General features: G+C 74.5%; 13 protein-coding genes. 3 read left to right on the forward strand and 10 right to left on the reverse strand.

Annotation, left to right across the window (positions count from 1 at the left end):
• Positions 1–193: 193 nt before the first annotated feature.
• Together IEZ12_RS30295 and pyrG are read right to left on the reverse strand one after the other, a co-directional pair.
• Positions 194–808, reverse strand: a complete 615-nt coding sequence (locus IEZ12_RS30295; RefSeq protein WP_189276560.1) for an NUDIX domain-containing protein — start codon at positions 806–808, stop codon at positions 194–196.
• Between the two features lie 131 nt (positions 809–939).
• Entirely contained in the window at positions 940–2610 is a 1671-nt protein-coding gene (gene pyrG / locus IEZ12_RS30300) for a CTP synthase (protein ID WP_304528206.1), read from the reverse strand.
• 166 nt (positions 2611–2776) lie between these two features.
• On the opposite strand from pyrG, the gene IEZ12_RS30305 reads away from it, so the two are divergent.
• Entirely contained in the window at positions 2777–4879 is a 2103-nt protein-coding gene (locus tag IEZ12_RS30305) for a glycoside hydrolase family 15 protein (protein ID WP_268250282.1), read from the forward strand.
• A gap of 7 nt (positions 4880–4886) precedes the next feature.
• On the opposite strand, the gene IEZ12_RS30310 is transcribed toward IEZ12_RS30305, so the two are convergent.
• From IEZ12_RS30310 to yczE, 3 genes are all read right to left on the reverse strand, one after another.
• A complete protein-coding gene (locus IEZ12_RS30310) occupies positions 4887–6047 on the reverse strand; it encodes a glycosyltransferase family 4 protein (protein ID WP_189276530.1) in 1161 nt (386 codons plus the stop codon).
• Between the two features lie 137 nt (positions 6048–6184).
• Positions 6185–7918: a DNA repair protein RecN gene (recN, locus tag IEZ12_RS30315; RefSeq protein ID WP_189276562.1), complete on the reverse strand. Its 1734-nt coding sequence runs from the start codon at positions 7916–7918 to the stop codon at positions 6185–6187.
• A gap of 64 nt (positions 7919–7982) precedes the next feature.
• Complete coding sequence (gene yczE, locus IEZ12_RS30320; RefSeq protein ID WP_189276532.1) at positions 7983–8624, reverse strand: membrane protein YczE; 642 nt, start codon at positions 8622–8624, stop codon at positions 7983–7985.
• Between the two features lie 113 nt (positions 8625–8737).
• On the opposite strand from yczE, the gene yczR reads away from it, so the two are divergent.
• On the forward strand, positions 8738–10213 hold the full coding sequence (yczR, locus tag IEZ12_RS30325; protein ID WP_189276534.1) for a MocR-like transcription factor YczR: 1476 nt from the start codon (positions 8738–8740) through the stop codon (positions 10211–10213).
• A gap of 162 nt (positions 10214–10375) precedes the next feature.
• Here the strand turns inward: yczR and IEZ12_RS30330 are convergent, their stop codons facing one another.
• From IEZ12_RS30330 to IEZ12_RS30345, 4 genes are all read right to left on the reverse strand, one after another.
• Positions 10376–11278, reverse strand: a complete 903-nt coding sequence (locus tag IEZ12_RS30330; RefSeq protein ID WP_043910233.1) for an NAD kinase — start codon at positions 11276–11278, stop codon at positions 10376–10378.
• A 91-nt stretch (positions 11279–11369) separates the two neighbouring features.
• The gene (locus IEZ12_RS30335) at positions 11370–12176 is read right to left on the reverse strand and encodes a TlyA family RNA methyltransferase (RefSeq protein WP_043910232.1); all 807 of its coding nucleotides are present in this window, start codon (positions 12174–12176) and stop codon (positions 11370–11372) included.
• Between the two features lie 36 nt (positions 12177–12212).
• Positions 12213–12368: a hypothetical protein gene (locus IEZ12_RS30340; RefSeq protein ID WP_189276536.1), complete on the reverse strand. Its 156-nt coding sequence runs from the start codon at positions 12366–12368 to the stop codon at positions 12213–12215.
• A complete protein-coding gene (locus tag IEZ12_RS30345; protein WP_189276538.1) occupies positions 12361–13266 on the reverse strand; it encodes a hypothetical protein in 906 nt (301 codons plus the stop codon). The genes IEZ12_RS30340 and IEZ12_RS30345 overlap by 8 nt, the downstream gene beginning before the upstream one ends.
• A gap of 185 nt (positions 13267–13451) precedes the next feature.
• On the opposite strand from IEZ12_RS30345, the gene IEZ12_RS30350 reads away from it, so the two are divergent.
• Complete coding sequence (locus IEZ12_RS30350) at positions 13452–13799, forward strand: SCP2 sterol-binding domain-containing protein (RefSeq protein ID WP_189276540.1); 348 nt, start codon at positions 13452–13454, stop codon at positions 13797–13799.
• Positions 13800–14182: 383 nt separating this feature from the next.
• Here IEZ12_RS30350 and IEZ12_RS39355 read toward each other — a convergent pair.
• Positions 14183–14833 (reverse strand): HAD hydrolase-like protein (locus IEZ12_RS39355; RefSeq protein ID WP_229848315.1); only part of this gene is annotated, 651 nt, incomplete at its 5' end.

Raw genomic sequence — 14833 nt, forward strand, 5'->3', positions numbered from 1 at the left:
CCAACCCCCACACCACCCCCCCGGCCCAACCCGGCAAACGCGCTCCGCGCAGGACGGAAGGAGGGAAGCCCGAAGGGCACGCCCCGGCCCGCCCGCGCGGAGCGTGCCCTCTCCCCGCCCTCATCCCCGCGCGGAGCGCGGGAGCGCGCCCACCACCCCGTCGACCCCGCGGAGCGACCCGCGGAGCGACGTCTCAGAACGGCCGGGCCGGCCAGGGCGCGTCGGCCGGGCGGAGGGTGTCGATGCCGCCGCGGGCGAGGGTGGCGTGGAGGGCGAGGGCACCGGTGACCAGGGTGGGGTTGTGGAGTTCGCCGGCCAGGACCAGGTCGAGGAGTTGTTCGAGCGGGACCCAGGCGGATTCCAGTTCCAGTTCCTCGCCGTGGGCGGCGTACCGCTCCCCCTCGGCCTCGGACAGGTCGGTGGCGAGGAACAGCCGCAGGGCCTCGTTGCTGCCGCCGGGCGAGGTGTAGAAGTCGACCAGGACGCGCCAGGCGCCGGCCTTGCAGTGGGCCTCTTCGAAGAGTTCGCGCTGGGCGGCGTGCAGCGGGTTCTCCCCGGGCACGTCGAGGAGTCCGGCGGGCAGTTCCCAGAGCCGGTGCCGGACGGGGTGCCGGTACTGGCGCAGGACGAGGACCCGGGCCTGCTCGTCGACGGCGAGGACGCCCACCGAACCGGGGTGGAGTTGGTAGTCGCGCTGGGCCCAGCTGCCGTCGGGCATCCGCACCTGCTCGGAGCGCATCCCGGTCATCCTGCCCTGGAAGGGCGTCCGTCCGTCCCGGACGTCCCATTCCTCGGCCACGTCGCGCATCCCGGTCACCGGGCACCACCCCTTCTCGTCAGTCCGACACAATCTAGCGGACGGAGCCGCCCCGACACGCCGAAGCCGCCCGCCCCGGAGCGAACTCCGGGACGGGCGGCTTCACGCATGCAGACAGGCCGTCAGCCGACCTTGCGGTCGATCGCCGCGGCGACCAGGCCCGCGAACAGCGGGTGCGGCCGGGTCGGGCGGGACTTCAGCTCGGGGTGGGCCTGGGTGGCGACCAGGTAGGGGTGGACCTCGCGCGGGTACTCGACGTACTCGACCAGGTCGCCCTTCGGGGAGAGGCCGGAGAACTGCAGGCCGGTCTTCTCCAGGTCGGCGCGGTACGCGTTGTTGACCTCGTAGCGGTGGCGGTGGCGCTCCTCGACGTACTGCTCGCCGCCGTACACCTCGCGCACGATCGAGCCCTCGGCGAGCTTCGCCGGGTACAGGCCCAGGCGCATGGTGCCGCCCAGGTCGCCCTTGCCGTCGACGATGGCGAGCTGCTCGGCCATGGTCGAGATGACGGGGTACTTCGCGGCCGAGTCGAACTCGGTGGAGTTCGCCTCGGGCAGGCCGGCCAGGTTGCGGGCGGCCTCGATGACCACGCACTGCAGACCCAGGCAGAGGCCGAGCAGCGGGATCTTGTTCTCACGGCCGTAGGTGATCGCGGCGACCTTGCCGTCCACACCGCGGTCGCCGAACCCGCCAGGGATGCAGATCGCGTCGACGTCGCCGAGCTGCTCCTGCGCGCCCTCGGGGGTCTCGCAGTCGTCGGAGGTGACCCACTTGATCTCGACCCGGGCGTTGTTGGCGAAGCCGCCGGCGCGCAGCGCCTCGGTCACCGACAGGTAGGCGTCGGGCAGGTCGATGTACTTGCCGACCAGGGCGACCTTGACCACGTGCTGCGGCTCGTGGACGCGGCGCAGCAGGTCGTCCCAGGTGGTCCAGTCGACGTCGCGGAACGGCAGGTCGAGGCGGCGCACCACGTAGGCGTCCAGGTTCTCGGCGTGCAGGACCTTGGGGATGTCGTAGATCGACTTGGCGTCGATCGCGGCGACCACGGCCTCCTCGTCGACGTCGCACATCAGCGAGATCTTGCGCTTGATGGCCTGCGGCACCTCGCGGTCGGCGCGCAGCACGATCGCGTCGGGCTGGATGCCGATGTTGCGCAGCGCGGCCACCGAGTGCTGGGTGGGCTTGGTCTTGAGCTCGCCGGACGGGCCGATGTACGGCAGCAGCGAGACGTGCACGAAGAAGACGTTGTCCCGGCCGACCTCGTGGCGGACCTGGCGGACGGCCTCCAGGAACGGCAGCGACTCGATGTCGCCGACGGTGCCGCCGACCTCGGTGATGACCACGTCGACGTCCTCGGTCGCCATCCGGCGGATCCGGGACTTGATCTCGTTGGTGATGTGCGGGATGACCTGGACGGTGTCGCCGAGGTACTCGCCGCGCCGCTCCTTGGCGATCACGGTGGAGTAGACCTGGCCGGTGGTGACGTTCGCCGAGCCGTGCAGGTTGGTGTCGAGGAAACGCTCGTAGTGACCGATGTCGAGGTCGGTCTCGGCGCCGTCGTCGGTGACGAAGACCTCACCGTGCTGGAACGGGTTCATGGTGCCCGGGTCCACGTTGAGGTACGGGTCGAGCTTCTGCATGGTCACGCGCAGGCCGCGGGCCTTGAGCAGGGCGCCGAGGCTCGAGGCGGTGAGGCCCTTGCCGAGCGAAGAGGCGACACCCCCGGTGACGAAGAGGTGCTTGGTCGTCACGGCGCGGCCGTTGGCCGACTTGCCGGAATGGGGCTGTGCCAAGAGGGGGCTCCCGTGGGTGTCGTGTCGGAGAGTGACGCCGGTGGAGGGGCTCCCGGCCCTCGTTCCCACCAGTTCCACGGGATACCAGCGTATCAGTGCCCCGGCGAGTGCTCGCCCGCGTCCGGGTGGAGAGGGCTCCGGCGCGTCGGCCGGACGGCGCAGCCGGATGGTCGGAAACCGGCCCGGAGGGCTTGCGGCACAAGGGGAGTGGGCAGGCGGACGGGGCGCGTACCTGCGCCCGAAACACCCGAATCCACGTATTCTGCTCAAACGTCGACATCCTCGCCCGCCCCTCGCGCACCGCCGCCGGGGCACGCTGGGCCGCTGGGAACGGAGAGCCATGGCCGGTCGCATCGAGGACTACGCGCTCATCGGGGACATGCAGACGGCCGCACTGGTCCGCCGGGACGGCGCGGTCGACTGGCTGTGCCTGCCGCGGTTCGACTCGCCGGCGGTGTTCGCGGGGCTGCTCGGCACCGACGAGCACGGCTTCTGGCGGATCGGCCCGGCGCTGCCGGTCGAGCCGCCACCCGCCCCCGCCCCGCCGCGCCGCACCCTGCTGGACGCGGACGAGCCGGCCGTCCCGCCGGAGACGGCAGCCGCGCCCGCGCTGCCCTGCGACCGGCGCCGCTACCGGGGCGACTCGCTGATCCTCGAACAGGAGTGGGACACCCAGGGCGGCACCGTCCGGGTGACCGACTTCATGCCGCCGCGCCACCTGCTCGGCACCCCCGACGTGCCGCAGATGATCCGGATCGTGGAAGGCCTGGCCGGCACCGTCCGGATGCGCTCGGCGGTGCGGATGCGGTTCAGCTACGGCCGGGTCGTGCCCTGGGTGCACCGGGTCGAGCAGCCCGAGGGCGGCCACCGCACCGTCGCCGTGGCCGGCCCCGACTCGGTGTGGCTGGACGGCCGGGCCGAGACCTACGGCCGCGACCTGACCACGTACGCCGACTTCACCGTCACCGTCGGTGAACGGATCGCCTTCGGGTTGACCTGGCAGGCCTCGCACGAGGCGGCCCCCGCGCCGCCGGACGCCGAGGACGCGCTCGCGAACACCGAGCGCTTCTGGCGCGAGTGGGTCGAGCAGTGCCGCCACCAGGGCCCCTACCGGGAGGCCGTGGTCCGCTCGCTGATCACCCTGAAGGCCCTCACCTACGCCCCCACCGGCGGCATCGTCGCCGCCCCCACCACCTCGCTGCCCGAGGACCTCGGCGGCGAACGCAACTGGGACTACCGCTACACCTGGCTGCGGGACGCCGCGATCACCCTGTCGTCGCTCCTGCGCACCGGCTACCGCGACGAGGCCCGCGCCTGGCGCGAGTGGCTGCTGCGCGCGGTGGCCGGCGACCCGGAGAACCTGCAGATCATGTACGGCATCGCCGGGGAGCGCGAACTCACCGAGTCCGAACTCGACTGGCTGCCCGGCTACGAGGACTCCCGCCCGGTCCGGGTCGGCAACGGCGCCGCCGGGCAGCTCCAGCTCGACGTGTACGGCGAGGTCGTCGAGGCCCTGCACCTGGCCACCATGTCCGGCCTGGCCCGGCACGACCACGCCCACCAGCTCCAGCTGCGCCTGATCGAGTACCTGGAGGACCACTGGCGCAACCCCGACGAGGGCATCTGGGAGGTCCGCGGCCCGCGCCGGCACTTCGTGCACTCCAAGGTGATGGCCTGGGTCGCCGTCGACCGCACCCTGAAGCTGCTGGAGCAGCTGGAGAACGTGCCGCCGGGCCTGGCGGAGCGCTGGGAGAAGCTGCGCGCCGAGATCCACGCCGACGTGTGCGCCAAGGGCTACGACCCGGAGCGCAACACCTTCACCCAGTACTACGGCGGGAAGGAACTGGACGCCTCGCTGCTGCTGATCCCGCAGGTCGGCTTCCTGCCGCCGGACGACAAGCGGGTGATCGGCACCATCGAGGCGATCCAGCGCGAACTGTCCACCGAGGACGGCTTCGTGCTGAGGTATCCGACCCACGACGAACAAGGCAACAACGTCGACGGGCTGTCGGGGCACGAAGGGGCGTTCCTGGCCTGCTCGTTCTGGCTGGCCGACGACCTGGCGATGATCGGCCGGGTCGGCGAGGCCCGCGAACTGTTCGAACGGCTGCTGTCGCTCCGCAACGACCTGGGGCTGCTCGCCGAGGAGTGGGACTCCCGGACGCGCCGTCAGGTCGGCAACTTCCCCCAGGCGTTCAGCCATGTTCCGCTGATCGACACGGCGCTGCGGCTGACCGCCGCGGGCGGGCTGAACCTGCACACGGACTGACCGGACGTCAATTCTGACGCTGCACCAGTTCGTCGTAGACGGACAGCACCTGGGCGACGGTCGCGGCCTCGTCCGGCCAGGTGCGGGCCTGGGCGCGGCCGGCGGCGACGAGTTCGGCGCGCCGCTGCTCGTCGCCGAGCAGCTCGCGGACCGCGCCGCCGAGCGCCCGCGGGTCGGCGAACGGGACCAGCACGGCGGCGTCGCCGACCAGTTCGGGGACGCCGCCGACGGCGGTGGCGACCACCGGCACACCGGCCCGCATCGCCTCCTGGGCGACCAGCGAACGGGCCTCCCAACGGGAGGAGAGCACCACCAGGTCGGCGGCGGCCAGCAGTTCGGCGATGTCGTCGCGGTGGCCGAGCACCTCCACGGGCAGCCGCTCGGCGCGCACCCGCTCGGCCAGCGCCTGCCGCTCGGGGCCGTCGCCGGCCAGCAGCACGTGCGGCATCGACCCGCCGGGCGCGGCGAAGTGCGGGACGGCGTCCAGCAGCAGCGCGAAGCACTTCTGCGCCACCAGGCGGCCGATCGCCAGCACCACGGGGCGGCCGTCGTCGCCGCCGGGCAGCGCGGCGCGGGCCGCCGCCCGGTCCAGCGCGGCGGGCGGCATCGGCGGGGCGGCGACCGGGCCGAGCCGAGCGTCGGTGGCGCCCAGTTCACGGGCCCGGGCGACCAGGTCGGAGGACGCGCCGAGGACCAGGTCGGCGGCCCGCACCACCCGGCGCTCCATCAGACGCTGCAGGCGGCGCTCCAGGCCGGTGGCGAGCAGCGCGTGGTGCGAGGTGACCACCAGCGGGGTCTCCGGGCGGATGCCGGGGAACCGGCCGGCGGTGCGCAGCGCCAGGTCGGCCAGCAGGCCGGCCCGCAGGCCGTGCGCGTGGACGATGTCGGCGCCGGTGAACGCGCGGCGCAGTTCGCCGATCGCGACGGCGTCGGAGCGGGCCCCCGAGGTGGGGGTGATGTCGACCGTGTGCAGGCGGGCGCCGGCCGCGGAGAAGCCGTACCGACGGTCGGTGCCCTCGGGCGCGCAGACCGTCACCGTCACCCCGTGGGCGACCAGACCCTGCGTCAGGGAGCGCACGTGCGCGCCGATCCCGCCCGTCGCGGCGGCCAGGACGAGCACCACGTGCAGCTGGGGGGCCGCGGTGGCCCGGGCGGCGGAATGGTCCACGTCGTTCTCGCTCCGACTCGTTGTCAGCTGGTGTCCGCTCGCCACGATGCCAGGTCGGTCGCCCTCTTGGACAGTCGGCACCGCTGCGGGCGCGTCGCCCGGCCGGACGGGCCCGGGCGACGCGGCAGAGCGGCGGGTCAGCGGGCCCGGGCGGTGCGGGCGGCTTCCAGCAGCTCCTCGGCGTGCGCCCGGCCGAGCTCGGAATCCTCCAGGCCGGCCAGCATCCGGGACAGCTCGCGCACCCGCTCCTCGTCGCTGAGGGTCTTCACGCCGCTGCGGGTGACGACGCCGTCGTTGGTCTTCTCCACCACCAGGTGCCGGTCGGCGAACGCCGCGACCTGCGGCAGGTGGGTGACCACCACCACCTGGGCGCTGCGGGCGAGCTTGGCCAGGCGGCGGCCGATCTCCACGGCGGCCTTGCCGCCGACGCCCGCGTCGACCTCGTCGAACAGGTAGGTCGGCACCGGGTCGGCGCCGGCGAACACCACTTCGACGGCCAGCATGACGCGGGACAGCTCGCCGCCGGAGGCGCCCTTGGCGATCGGGCGGGGCTGCGCGCCGGGGTGCGGGGCGAGCAGCACCTCGACCTCGTCGACGCCGTGCGGGCCGTAGGAGACCGTGCGGCCGTCGACCTCGATGCCGGACAGGTCGTCGACCTGGCTGATCGCGAACGTCACCCGGGCGTGCGGCATGGCGAGTTCGGCGAGCTCGTCGGAGACCGCGGCGGCGAACTTGTCGGCGGCGGCGTGCCGGGCCTGCGACACCTCGGCCGCCAGGTCGGCCAGCCGGGCGCGCAACTCGTTCTCCTGCGCACCGAGTTCGTCGATCCGCTCGTCGTCGCCGTCGAGCTCCAGCAACCGCACCGAGCCGGCCTCGGCCCAGGCGATCACCTCGGCGAGGGTGCCCTCGGTGCCGGAGTACTTGCGCACCAGGTGGGCGAGGATAGCGCGGCGGTCCTCGACGGCGGCCAGCCGGACCGGGTCGGCGTCCAGGTCGTCGGCGTACCCGGCGAGGTCGCCGGCCACGTCGGCGAGCAGGTAGCCGACCTCGCCGAGCCGGTCGGCGAGCTGCGCGAGGCGCTCGTCGTGGTGGCGGACGGCGTCCACGGCGCGGCGGGCCTGGGCGAGCAGGGTGCCCGCGTCGACCGCCTCCGGGTCGGCGGGGTCGCCGGCCAGCGCGGCGTGCGCGAGCGTCGCGGCGGAGGACAGCGCGTCGGCGTGGCCGAGGCGCTCGGCCTCCACGGCCAGCTCGGCGTCCTCCCCCACGACGGGTTCGGCGGCGGCGATCTCCTCCAGGCCGAAGCGCAGCAGATCGGCCTCCTGGGCGCGCTCACGGGCCCGGGTGGTCAGCTCCTCCAGCGTCGCGGAGACCTCGCGCAGGGCGCGGTACACCTCGCGGTAGCGGGCCAGCGGCTCGGCGACGGCCTCGCCCGCGTACCGGTCGAGCGCGCCGCGCTGCCGGGACGGGCGCAGCAGCCGCTGCTGGTCGGTCTGGCCGTGCACGGCGATCAGGTCCTCGCCGAGCTCGGCGAGCAGGCCGACCGGCACCGAGCGGCCGCCGACGTGCGCCCGGGAGCGGCCCTCGGCGGAGACGGTGCGGCTGATCAGCAGCTCGCCGTCGTCGAGTTCGGCGCCCGCCTCGACCGCCCGGGCGACCACCGCGGAGTCCGGGTCGAGGGCGAGCCGGCCCTCGACGACGGCCCGCTCGGAGCCGTTGCGCACCAGCGCCGGGTCGGCCCGGCCGCCGAGCAGCAGCCCGAGGCTGGTCACCACCATGGTCTTGCCGGCGCCGGTCTCACCGGTGACGGCGGTGAAACCGGGCGCGAGTTCGACCACCGCGTCGTCGATGACACCCAGATCCCGTATCCGCATCTCGTCCAACACGGAGACGACCTTACGAGGTTCCACCGTCGGTTCGCGACGACCGCCCCCCGGTTCACCCGACAGTGGCGGCGCCGGTGGTCCGGTCGGGCACCGTCAGACGCGGCAGGAAGAACTGCACCAGCGGGCCGATCGCCAGCGCGTAGGCGACCGTGCCGACGCCGAACGTCCCGCCGAGGGCGATGCCGGCGGCCAGCACGGTCAACTCGATCGCGGTGCGGATCAGCCGCACCGAGCGGCCGGTGCGCCGGTGCAGGCCGGTCATCAGGCCGTCGCGCGGGCCCGGGCCGAGCCGCGCGCCGATGTACAGGCCGGTCGCCACGGCGTTGAGCACGATGCCGGTCGCCAGCAGCGGGACCCGGGCGGCCAGCGCGTGCGGGTGCGGCAGCAGCGCCAGCGTGGCGTCCATCGCGACGCCGAGCACGGCGACGTTGCCGACGGTTCCGATGCCGGGCTTCTGCCGCAGCGGTATCCACAGCAGCAGCACCAGCAGGCCGACCAGCGTCACCCAGGTGCCGACGCTCAGGCCGAGGTGCCGGGCCAGGCCCTGGTGGAAGACGTCCCACGGGTTGCCGCCCAGCGAGGAGCGCAGCACCAGGGCCATCGAGACGCCGTACAGCACCAGGCCGGCGGCCAGTCGGAGCAGGCGGCGGGGAAGGTCGGTGGAGTTCGCGGACAGGGGCAGGGAGACCGCCATCGGGTGGACCTCTTTTCGTGCGGTGCTTGCCGATCCTCGGCACTGACCGTCACTATGGGCGGTCCAAAAGGGCACCCGACAGGGCCAATCCGATCCGAGTGGACTGATTTCCGATGGCCGAGTGGCACAGCACGCTGACCCCGCACGCCCTGGCCCGCCAACTGCCCCCGGCGGACGGCGGCCGCCCCGCCTACCGGGCGCTCGCCGACCGGGTGTCCCGGCTGGTCGCCGACGGCCGCCTCCCGGCCGGCACCCGGCTGCCCGCCGAACGCGAACTCGCCGCCGAGCTCCGCCTCAGCCGCACCACCGTCGCCGCCGCGTACGAGGCGCTGCGCGCCGACGGCTTCCTGCGCTCACGGCGCGGCGCCGGTTCCTGGACGGCCCTGCCGGACGGCACCCGGCCGCCCGCCGACACCCTGCACCCGCTCGCCCCCGACCGGACCGGCACCGAACTCGACCTCGGCCTGGCCGCGCCCACCGCGCCGCCGCAACTCGCCGAGGCCGCCGCCCACGCCCTCGACCGGCTGCCCGCGTACGCCGCCGGCCACGGCACCTACCCCACCGGCCTGCCCGTGCTGCGCGAGGCCGTCGCCCGCCGCTACACCGAACGCGGCCTGCCCACCGGCCCCGACCAGGTCCTGATCACCACCGGCGCGATGAGCGCCCTGCACCTGGTCCACCACGCACTGCTCACCCGCGGCGACCGGGTCGCCGTCGAAGCGCCCAGCTACCCCAACACACTGCGCGCCCTGGACCGGTTCGGCGCCCGCCTGGTGCCCGTCCCATTCACCACCGGCCGCACCGGCCAGGCCGGTTGGGACCTCCCGCAGTGGCAGCGGGTGCTCCGCGGCGCCGCCCCGAAACTCGTCTCCGCCATCCCCGACTTCCAGAACCCCACCGGCGCCCTCATCGACGAGGACCAGCGCCGCGACCTGCTCGCCCACGCCCGCGCCGCCGGCACCGCCGTCCTCGCCGACGAGACCTGCGCCGAACTCGGCTGGAACGTCGACGACTCCGCGCTGCCCCGGCCGCTCGCCGCGCTCGACCGCGACGCCCGGGTGATCACCGTCGGCTCGGCCGGCAAGCTGCTCTGGCCCGGCCTGCGGATCGGCTGGCTGCGCGCCCAACCGTCCCTGGTACGGAAGTTGGCCACCGACCGGGCCCTGTACGACCTCGGCACCCCGGTCCTCGACCAACTGATCTGCGCCCGCCTGCTGACCGATCACCTGCCCGCCGTCCGCACCGACCGCCACACCGGCCTGCGCGCCACCGCCGAAGCCTTCGCCGAAGCGCTGCCCCGGCACTTCCCCCACTGGCGCTTCACCCTCCCACCCGGCGGCCTCGCCCTCTGGGTGGCCACCCCCGGCCTCCCCGCCACCGCCCTCGCCCGGGCCGGCGAACGCCTCGGCGTCCGCATCGCCTCCGGCGCCCGCTTCGGCATCGACGGCGCGTTCGAGGAGTACCTCCGCCTCCCCCTCACCCTCCCCGCCGCCCACGTCCCCGACGCCCTCCACCGCATCGCGGAGGCCGCCGAACTCGCCCGCAACGAGAGGCTCACGACGGCGGACCCAGAGCCGTGCAGCCTGTAGCACCACCAGGGGCGCGGGGAACTGCGCGAATCGGAAGGCACCCCGCCGCAAGATCGCGACGCAGGACAATCACTTGCACGTGCTCGCGACGTTACGGACCGGCTTTGCGCTTGTCGCGCAGTTCCCCGCGCCCCTGAGGTTGCTCTCCCTGGTTTCGCGCCCTCACGCTCCCTGCGCGCGCCCCCGCCAACCCGTCACCGGCAGTGCGAACTTGGCGACCAACCGGTCCGTGAACGGCGCCCGGTGCAGTCGGGCCAGCCGGACCGGCGTCTTGCCGCGCCGCACCTCCACCCGCGCTCCGGCCGGGAGTTCGACCGAGCGTCGCCCGTCGCACCACAGCACCCCGTGCGGCGTCTTCGGCTGCACCTCGACCGCCAGCACCGAGTCCGGCGAGGTCACCAGCGGCCGGGCGAACAGCGCGTGCGCACTGATCGGCACCATCAGCAGCGCCTCCACCTCCGGCCACACCACCGGCCCGCCGCCGGAGAACGCGTACGCCGTCGAACCGGTCGGGGTGGACAGCACCACGCCGTCGCAGCCGAAGTTCGACACCGGGCGGCCGTCGACCTCGGTGACGACCTCCAGCATCCGTTCGCGCGCGGCCTTCTCCACCGAGGCCTCGTTCAGCGCCCAGTCCTCGTGCAGCACATCGCCGTTGGTGCGCACCAGCACGTCGATGGTCATCCGCTCCTCGACGGCGTAGTCGGCGTCCACCACCCGGTCGACCACCGTCGCCAGGTCGTCGCGTTCCGCCTCCGCGAGGAAGCCGACCCGGCCCAGGTTGATGCCGAGCATCGGCAGGCCCGACTCGCGGGCCAGCTCCGCGCCCCGTAGCAGGGTGCCGTCCCCGCCCGCGACCAGGATCAGTTCGCAGCCGTCGGCCGCGCCCGGCCCGCCCGGCACCAGCTCCACCCCGTCCGGCAGGTCGAGGCCCACCGCTTCCGCCTCCAGCAGCCGGATCCGGATCCCCGCCTTCAGCAGGCCGTCCACCAGCCCTTCGACACTGCGCAGGGCGGCCTCCCGGCCGGTGTGCGCGATCAGGAAGACCGTACGACGATCGCTCATTGCCCGCTGCCCTCTCCCTACGCCTGCCGGACCCTGCTGGCCCGGCCGCGGCATGCCAGTCTGCGCAACGCTCGGACGCCTGCCAAGTACCCTACTTGGGGCCCTCCGCCACGGCCCGGTCCGCCTCGGCCGGATCCAGCTCGCCCGCGTCCCGGCGCAGCCACAGGAAATACTCCACGTTCCCCGACGGCCCCGGCAGCGGCGACGCCGTCACCGCGCGCACGCCGAGGCCCAACTGCCAGGCCTGCGAAGCGACCTGACGGATCGTCTCGGCCCGCAGCTCCGGCGAGCGCACCACGCCGCCCGAACCCAGCCGGTCCTTGCCGATCTCGAACTGCGGCTTGACCATCAGCACCAGGTCGGCGTCCGGCGCCGCGCAGCCGGCCAGCGCGGGCAGCACCAGGCCCAGCGAGATGAACGACAGGTCGCCCACCACCAGGTCGACGAGCGTGCCGCCGATCAGCTCCGGGGTCAGCTCCCGCACGTTGGTGCGGTCCATCACCGTCACCCGCTCGTCGCTCTGCAGCGACCAGGCGAGCTGCCCGTAGCCGACGTCCACGGCCAGCACGTGCGCGGCGCCCGCGCGCAGCAGCACGTCGGTGAACCCGCCGGTGGACGCGCCCGCGTCCAGCGCCCGGCGGCCCGCCACGACCAGGCCCTGCGGCACGAACGCGGCGAACGCGCCCGCCAGCTTGTGCCCGCCCCGCGACACGTAGTCCGGGTCCGCGTCGTCCTTCGCGACCACCACGGCCGCCGCCGTCTCCACCTGCGTCGCCGGCTTCGTCGCCACCGTGCCGCCCACCGTCACCCGGCCCGCCGCGATCAGCTCGCTCGCATGCTCGCGCGAGCGGGCCAGCTTCCGCCGCACCAGCTCCGCATCCAGACGGCGTCGTGCCACTGCCACTGCTACGTCAGCTCCCACATTCCGCAATCGTCACTCGCGGTCCAGCGCCGCGAGGGTCGCGGCGAGCCGCGCATGAACATCTTCGTACACCTCGACCCGCTCCCCCGCCCCCACCCCGTCGGCCTCCCCCAGCCGGGCCAGCGCCTCGTCCACCTCCGGCTCCCCCGTCCACTGCACCTCACTCACCGCCGGTGCCCCCGGCGTCCCCGGTGTCATGCTTCGCGGCGGGCTTCCGCGCGGCGGCCTTCTTCACCGGCTTCCCGGCCGACGCGCCGTCAGCAGCCGTGGCCCGCCCGGCCGCCGCCTTGGCCGGTGCGGCCTTCTTCGCGGTCGCGGCCTTCGTCACCGTCGCGGTCTTCTTCGCCGTGGCGGCCTTCTTCGCGGTCGCGGTCCGCTTGGCCGGTGCGGTCTTCTTCGCCGCCGCGGGCAGCGGGGCCGACGGGCTGTCGACGGCCGCCTTCTTCGCCGCGGTCCTCTTCACGGCGGCCTTCTTCGCCACCGTCTTCGGGGTCGCCGTCACCCCGCCCTCCGCGGGAGCCTTCCGCGGCACCGAGCGCTTCGCCGCCGTCTGCTTGGCCGCCGCGCCCTTGCGGGCGGTCGCCTTCCCGGGGGCCGGTGCGCGGCGGGCGGGGGCCTGCTTCGCCGCCGGCGCCGCCTCGTCCGACGCTCCACCGGCAGGCGCGGGCTCCGCGTCCCACCCGGCGTCGAACAGGCCCTGGGCCCGGGCGGCCGGACGGACCGTCGGCTCCTTCGGGGCCGGCTCGGGCTCGGGGGCGGCCGGCTCGTCGACCTCGCGCAGCTTCGACTCCAGGAAGCTCAGCACCACGCCGACCTTCACCACCTGGTCGCCGACCTTCTCGAACACCCGCTCGGCCTCGCCCTTGGCGACGCCCGCGACCAGGTCCACCCCGGCCCGACCGGCCGTCACGGCCTCCCCGGCCAGCACCCGCAACTGCTCGACCCCGGGCGGCAGTTCACCGGTCCGCTGGAGCAACTCCTCGGCCGCGCCCAGCACCCGGCGGCTCGCCTCCTCGGCGAGCTCCGTCGCGACCACCACCACACCCCGCACCGCATCCCGCAGCATCCGTACCGCCTCCTCCGCGGGCACCGACTGCCCGCCTTGACGCTACCCCGTCCTACCCCCACCCGTACCCGGCTGCCCCACCCACCCCACGGTCGGCCCCCATTCCCCCCACCCGGCCACCGCACCCGCCCGGCGCGTTAGCGTGGGACGCCGCACCGACCGCCGAGACAGGAGTACGCCGCACCATGGCCACCATCGAGGAGTGTCGCACCGCACTGGAGCAGCTCAGCCGCAACCTCGCCGGCGCGAACGGCGACGTCCGCAAGGCCGCCGCCCTCGACCGGTCGCTCAGCTGCCACGTCACCGACCTCGACCTGACCTTCACCGGGCGACTCACCGACGGACAGCTCACCGGCATCACCGACGCCCCGGGCGCCCCCACCGCCAAGGCCGACATCCGGCTCACCACCACCGGCCACGACCTGGTCGCCCTGGTCGACGGCACGCTGGCCTTCCCCACCGCCTGGGCCACCGGCCGCCTCAAGCTGGACGCGAGCTTCCTCGACCTGCTGCGCCTGCGCAGCCTGCTCTGAGCCCGACGCACAGTCGCAGCGCTGCGCCCGCTGCGGGGCCGCGACCTCGGACCTGCCGCCCGCGCAGGTCGCTCCGGTCGCCTGCTCCCGGTCGGCGGCAGGCAGGAGCACCGCGCCCGCCCCGATCGGGAAGCCCCCCGGCAGTTCGGTCACCGGACCGTCCGCCGGGGGACGGGCCTCCGGCGGGAAACAGGCGCTGCTCCACCTGCCCTCCCGCCCACCGCCCACGCCGAAGCACCAGGAACCGTCCGTCCCGCTCCACCGGAACACTCCGTCGCCGCGAGCACGAGCGCCCGCACGGCCCCTCGACGCACCCCGCAACATCCCCCGGACGACCGAAACGCCCCGGGGACCACCAGCCGTGACGGGCCGTCAACCAGCGGTCAGCGCACCGCCGGCAGCGCCGCCAGCGCCTTCGCCGTCTCCGGCGCCGCGCCGTTCACGTCCGCCCACGTCCAGGCCGCCGCGCACAGCGCCCGCAGGGCGTCGATCCGCTCGCCCGCGCCGTCCAGGGTCAGCGCGCCGCCGTCCACGCCGGCCTCCCAGCCGCCGCAGCCGAACCGGCCGCCGCCGAGCGCCGACACCACCGGCTGCGACTCCAGCAGGCCGCGCAGGTCGTCCGACAGGTACGTCGGACGGTGCTGCACGGGGGCGGCGAGCAGCAGTTCGGGCGTGGTGACGCCGGTGAACACCAGCAGCGAGTCCACACCGCCGTTGAACGCGCCCTCGATGTCGGTGTCGAGGCGGTCGCCGACCACCAGCGGACGCTTCGCGCCCGTCCGCAGCACCGTCTCCCGGTGCATCGGCGGCAGCGGCTTGCCCGCGACCTCCGGCGTCACGCCGGTCGCCGCCGACACGGCCGCCACCAGCGTCCCGTTGCCCGGCGCGATGCCGCGCGCCGTCGGGATCGACAGGTCCGTGTTCGACGCCACCCACGGCAGGCCCCGGCCCACCGCGTACGAGGCCTCCGCGAGGTCCGTCCAGCCCACCGACGGGTCGTAGCCCTGCGCCACCGCCACCGGGTCCTCCGCCAG

The sequence above is a fragment of the Kitasatospora griseola genome (genome assembly GCF_014648555.1).
Lineage (GTDB): Bacteria > Actinomycetota > Actinomycetes > Streptomycetales > Streptomycetaceae > Kitasatospora > Kitasatospora griseola.

Excerpts from the sequence above, each read along its gene's own strand:
- IEZ12_RS30295 (WP_189276560.1), bottom strand. The coding sequence starts at position 808 with ATGCGCGACGTGGCCGAGGAATGGGACGTCCGGGACGGACGGACGCCC.
- IEZ12_RS30305 (WP_268250282.1), top strand. The coding sequence starts at position 2,777 with ATGGTCGGAAACCGGCCCGGAGGGCTTGCGGCACAAGGGGAGTGGGCA.
- recN (WP_189276562.1), bottom strand. The coding sequence starts at position 7,918 with ATGCGGATACGGGATCTGGGTGTCATCGACGACGCGGTGGTCGAACTC.
- yczE (WP_189276532.1), bottom strand. The coding sequence starts at position 8,624 with ATGGCGGTCTCCCTGCCCCTGTCCGCGAACTCCACCGACCTTCCCCGC.
- yczR (WP_189276534.1), top strand. The coding sequence starts at position 8,738 with ATGGCCGAGTGGCACAGCACGCTGACCCCGCACGCCCTGGCCCGCCAA.
- IEZ12_RS30330 (WP_043910233.1), bottom strand. The coding sequence starts at position 11,278 with ATGAGCGATCGTCGTACGGTCTTCCTGATCGCGCACACCGGCCGGGAG.
- IEZ12_RS30345 (WP_189276538.1), bottom strand. The coding sequence starts at position 13,266 with ATGCTGCGGGATGCGGTGCGGGGTGTGGTGGTGGTCGCGACGGAGCTC.
- IEZ12_RS30350 (WP_189276540.1), top strand. The coding sequence starts at position 13,452 with ATGGCCACCATCGAGGAGTGTCGCACCGCACTGGAGCAGCTCAGCCGC.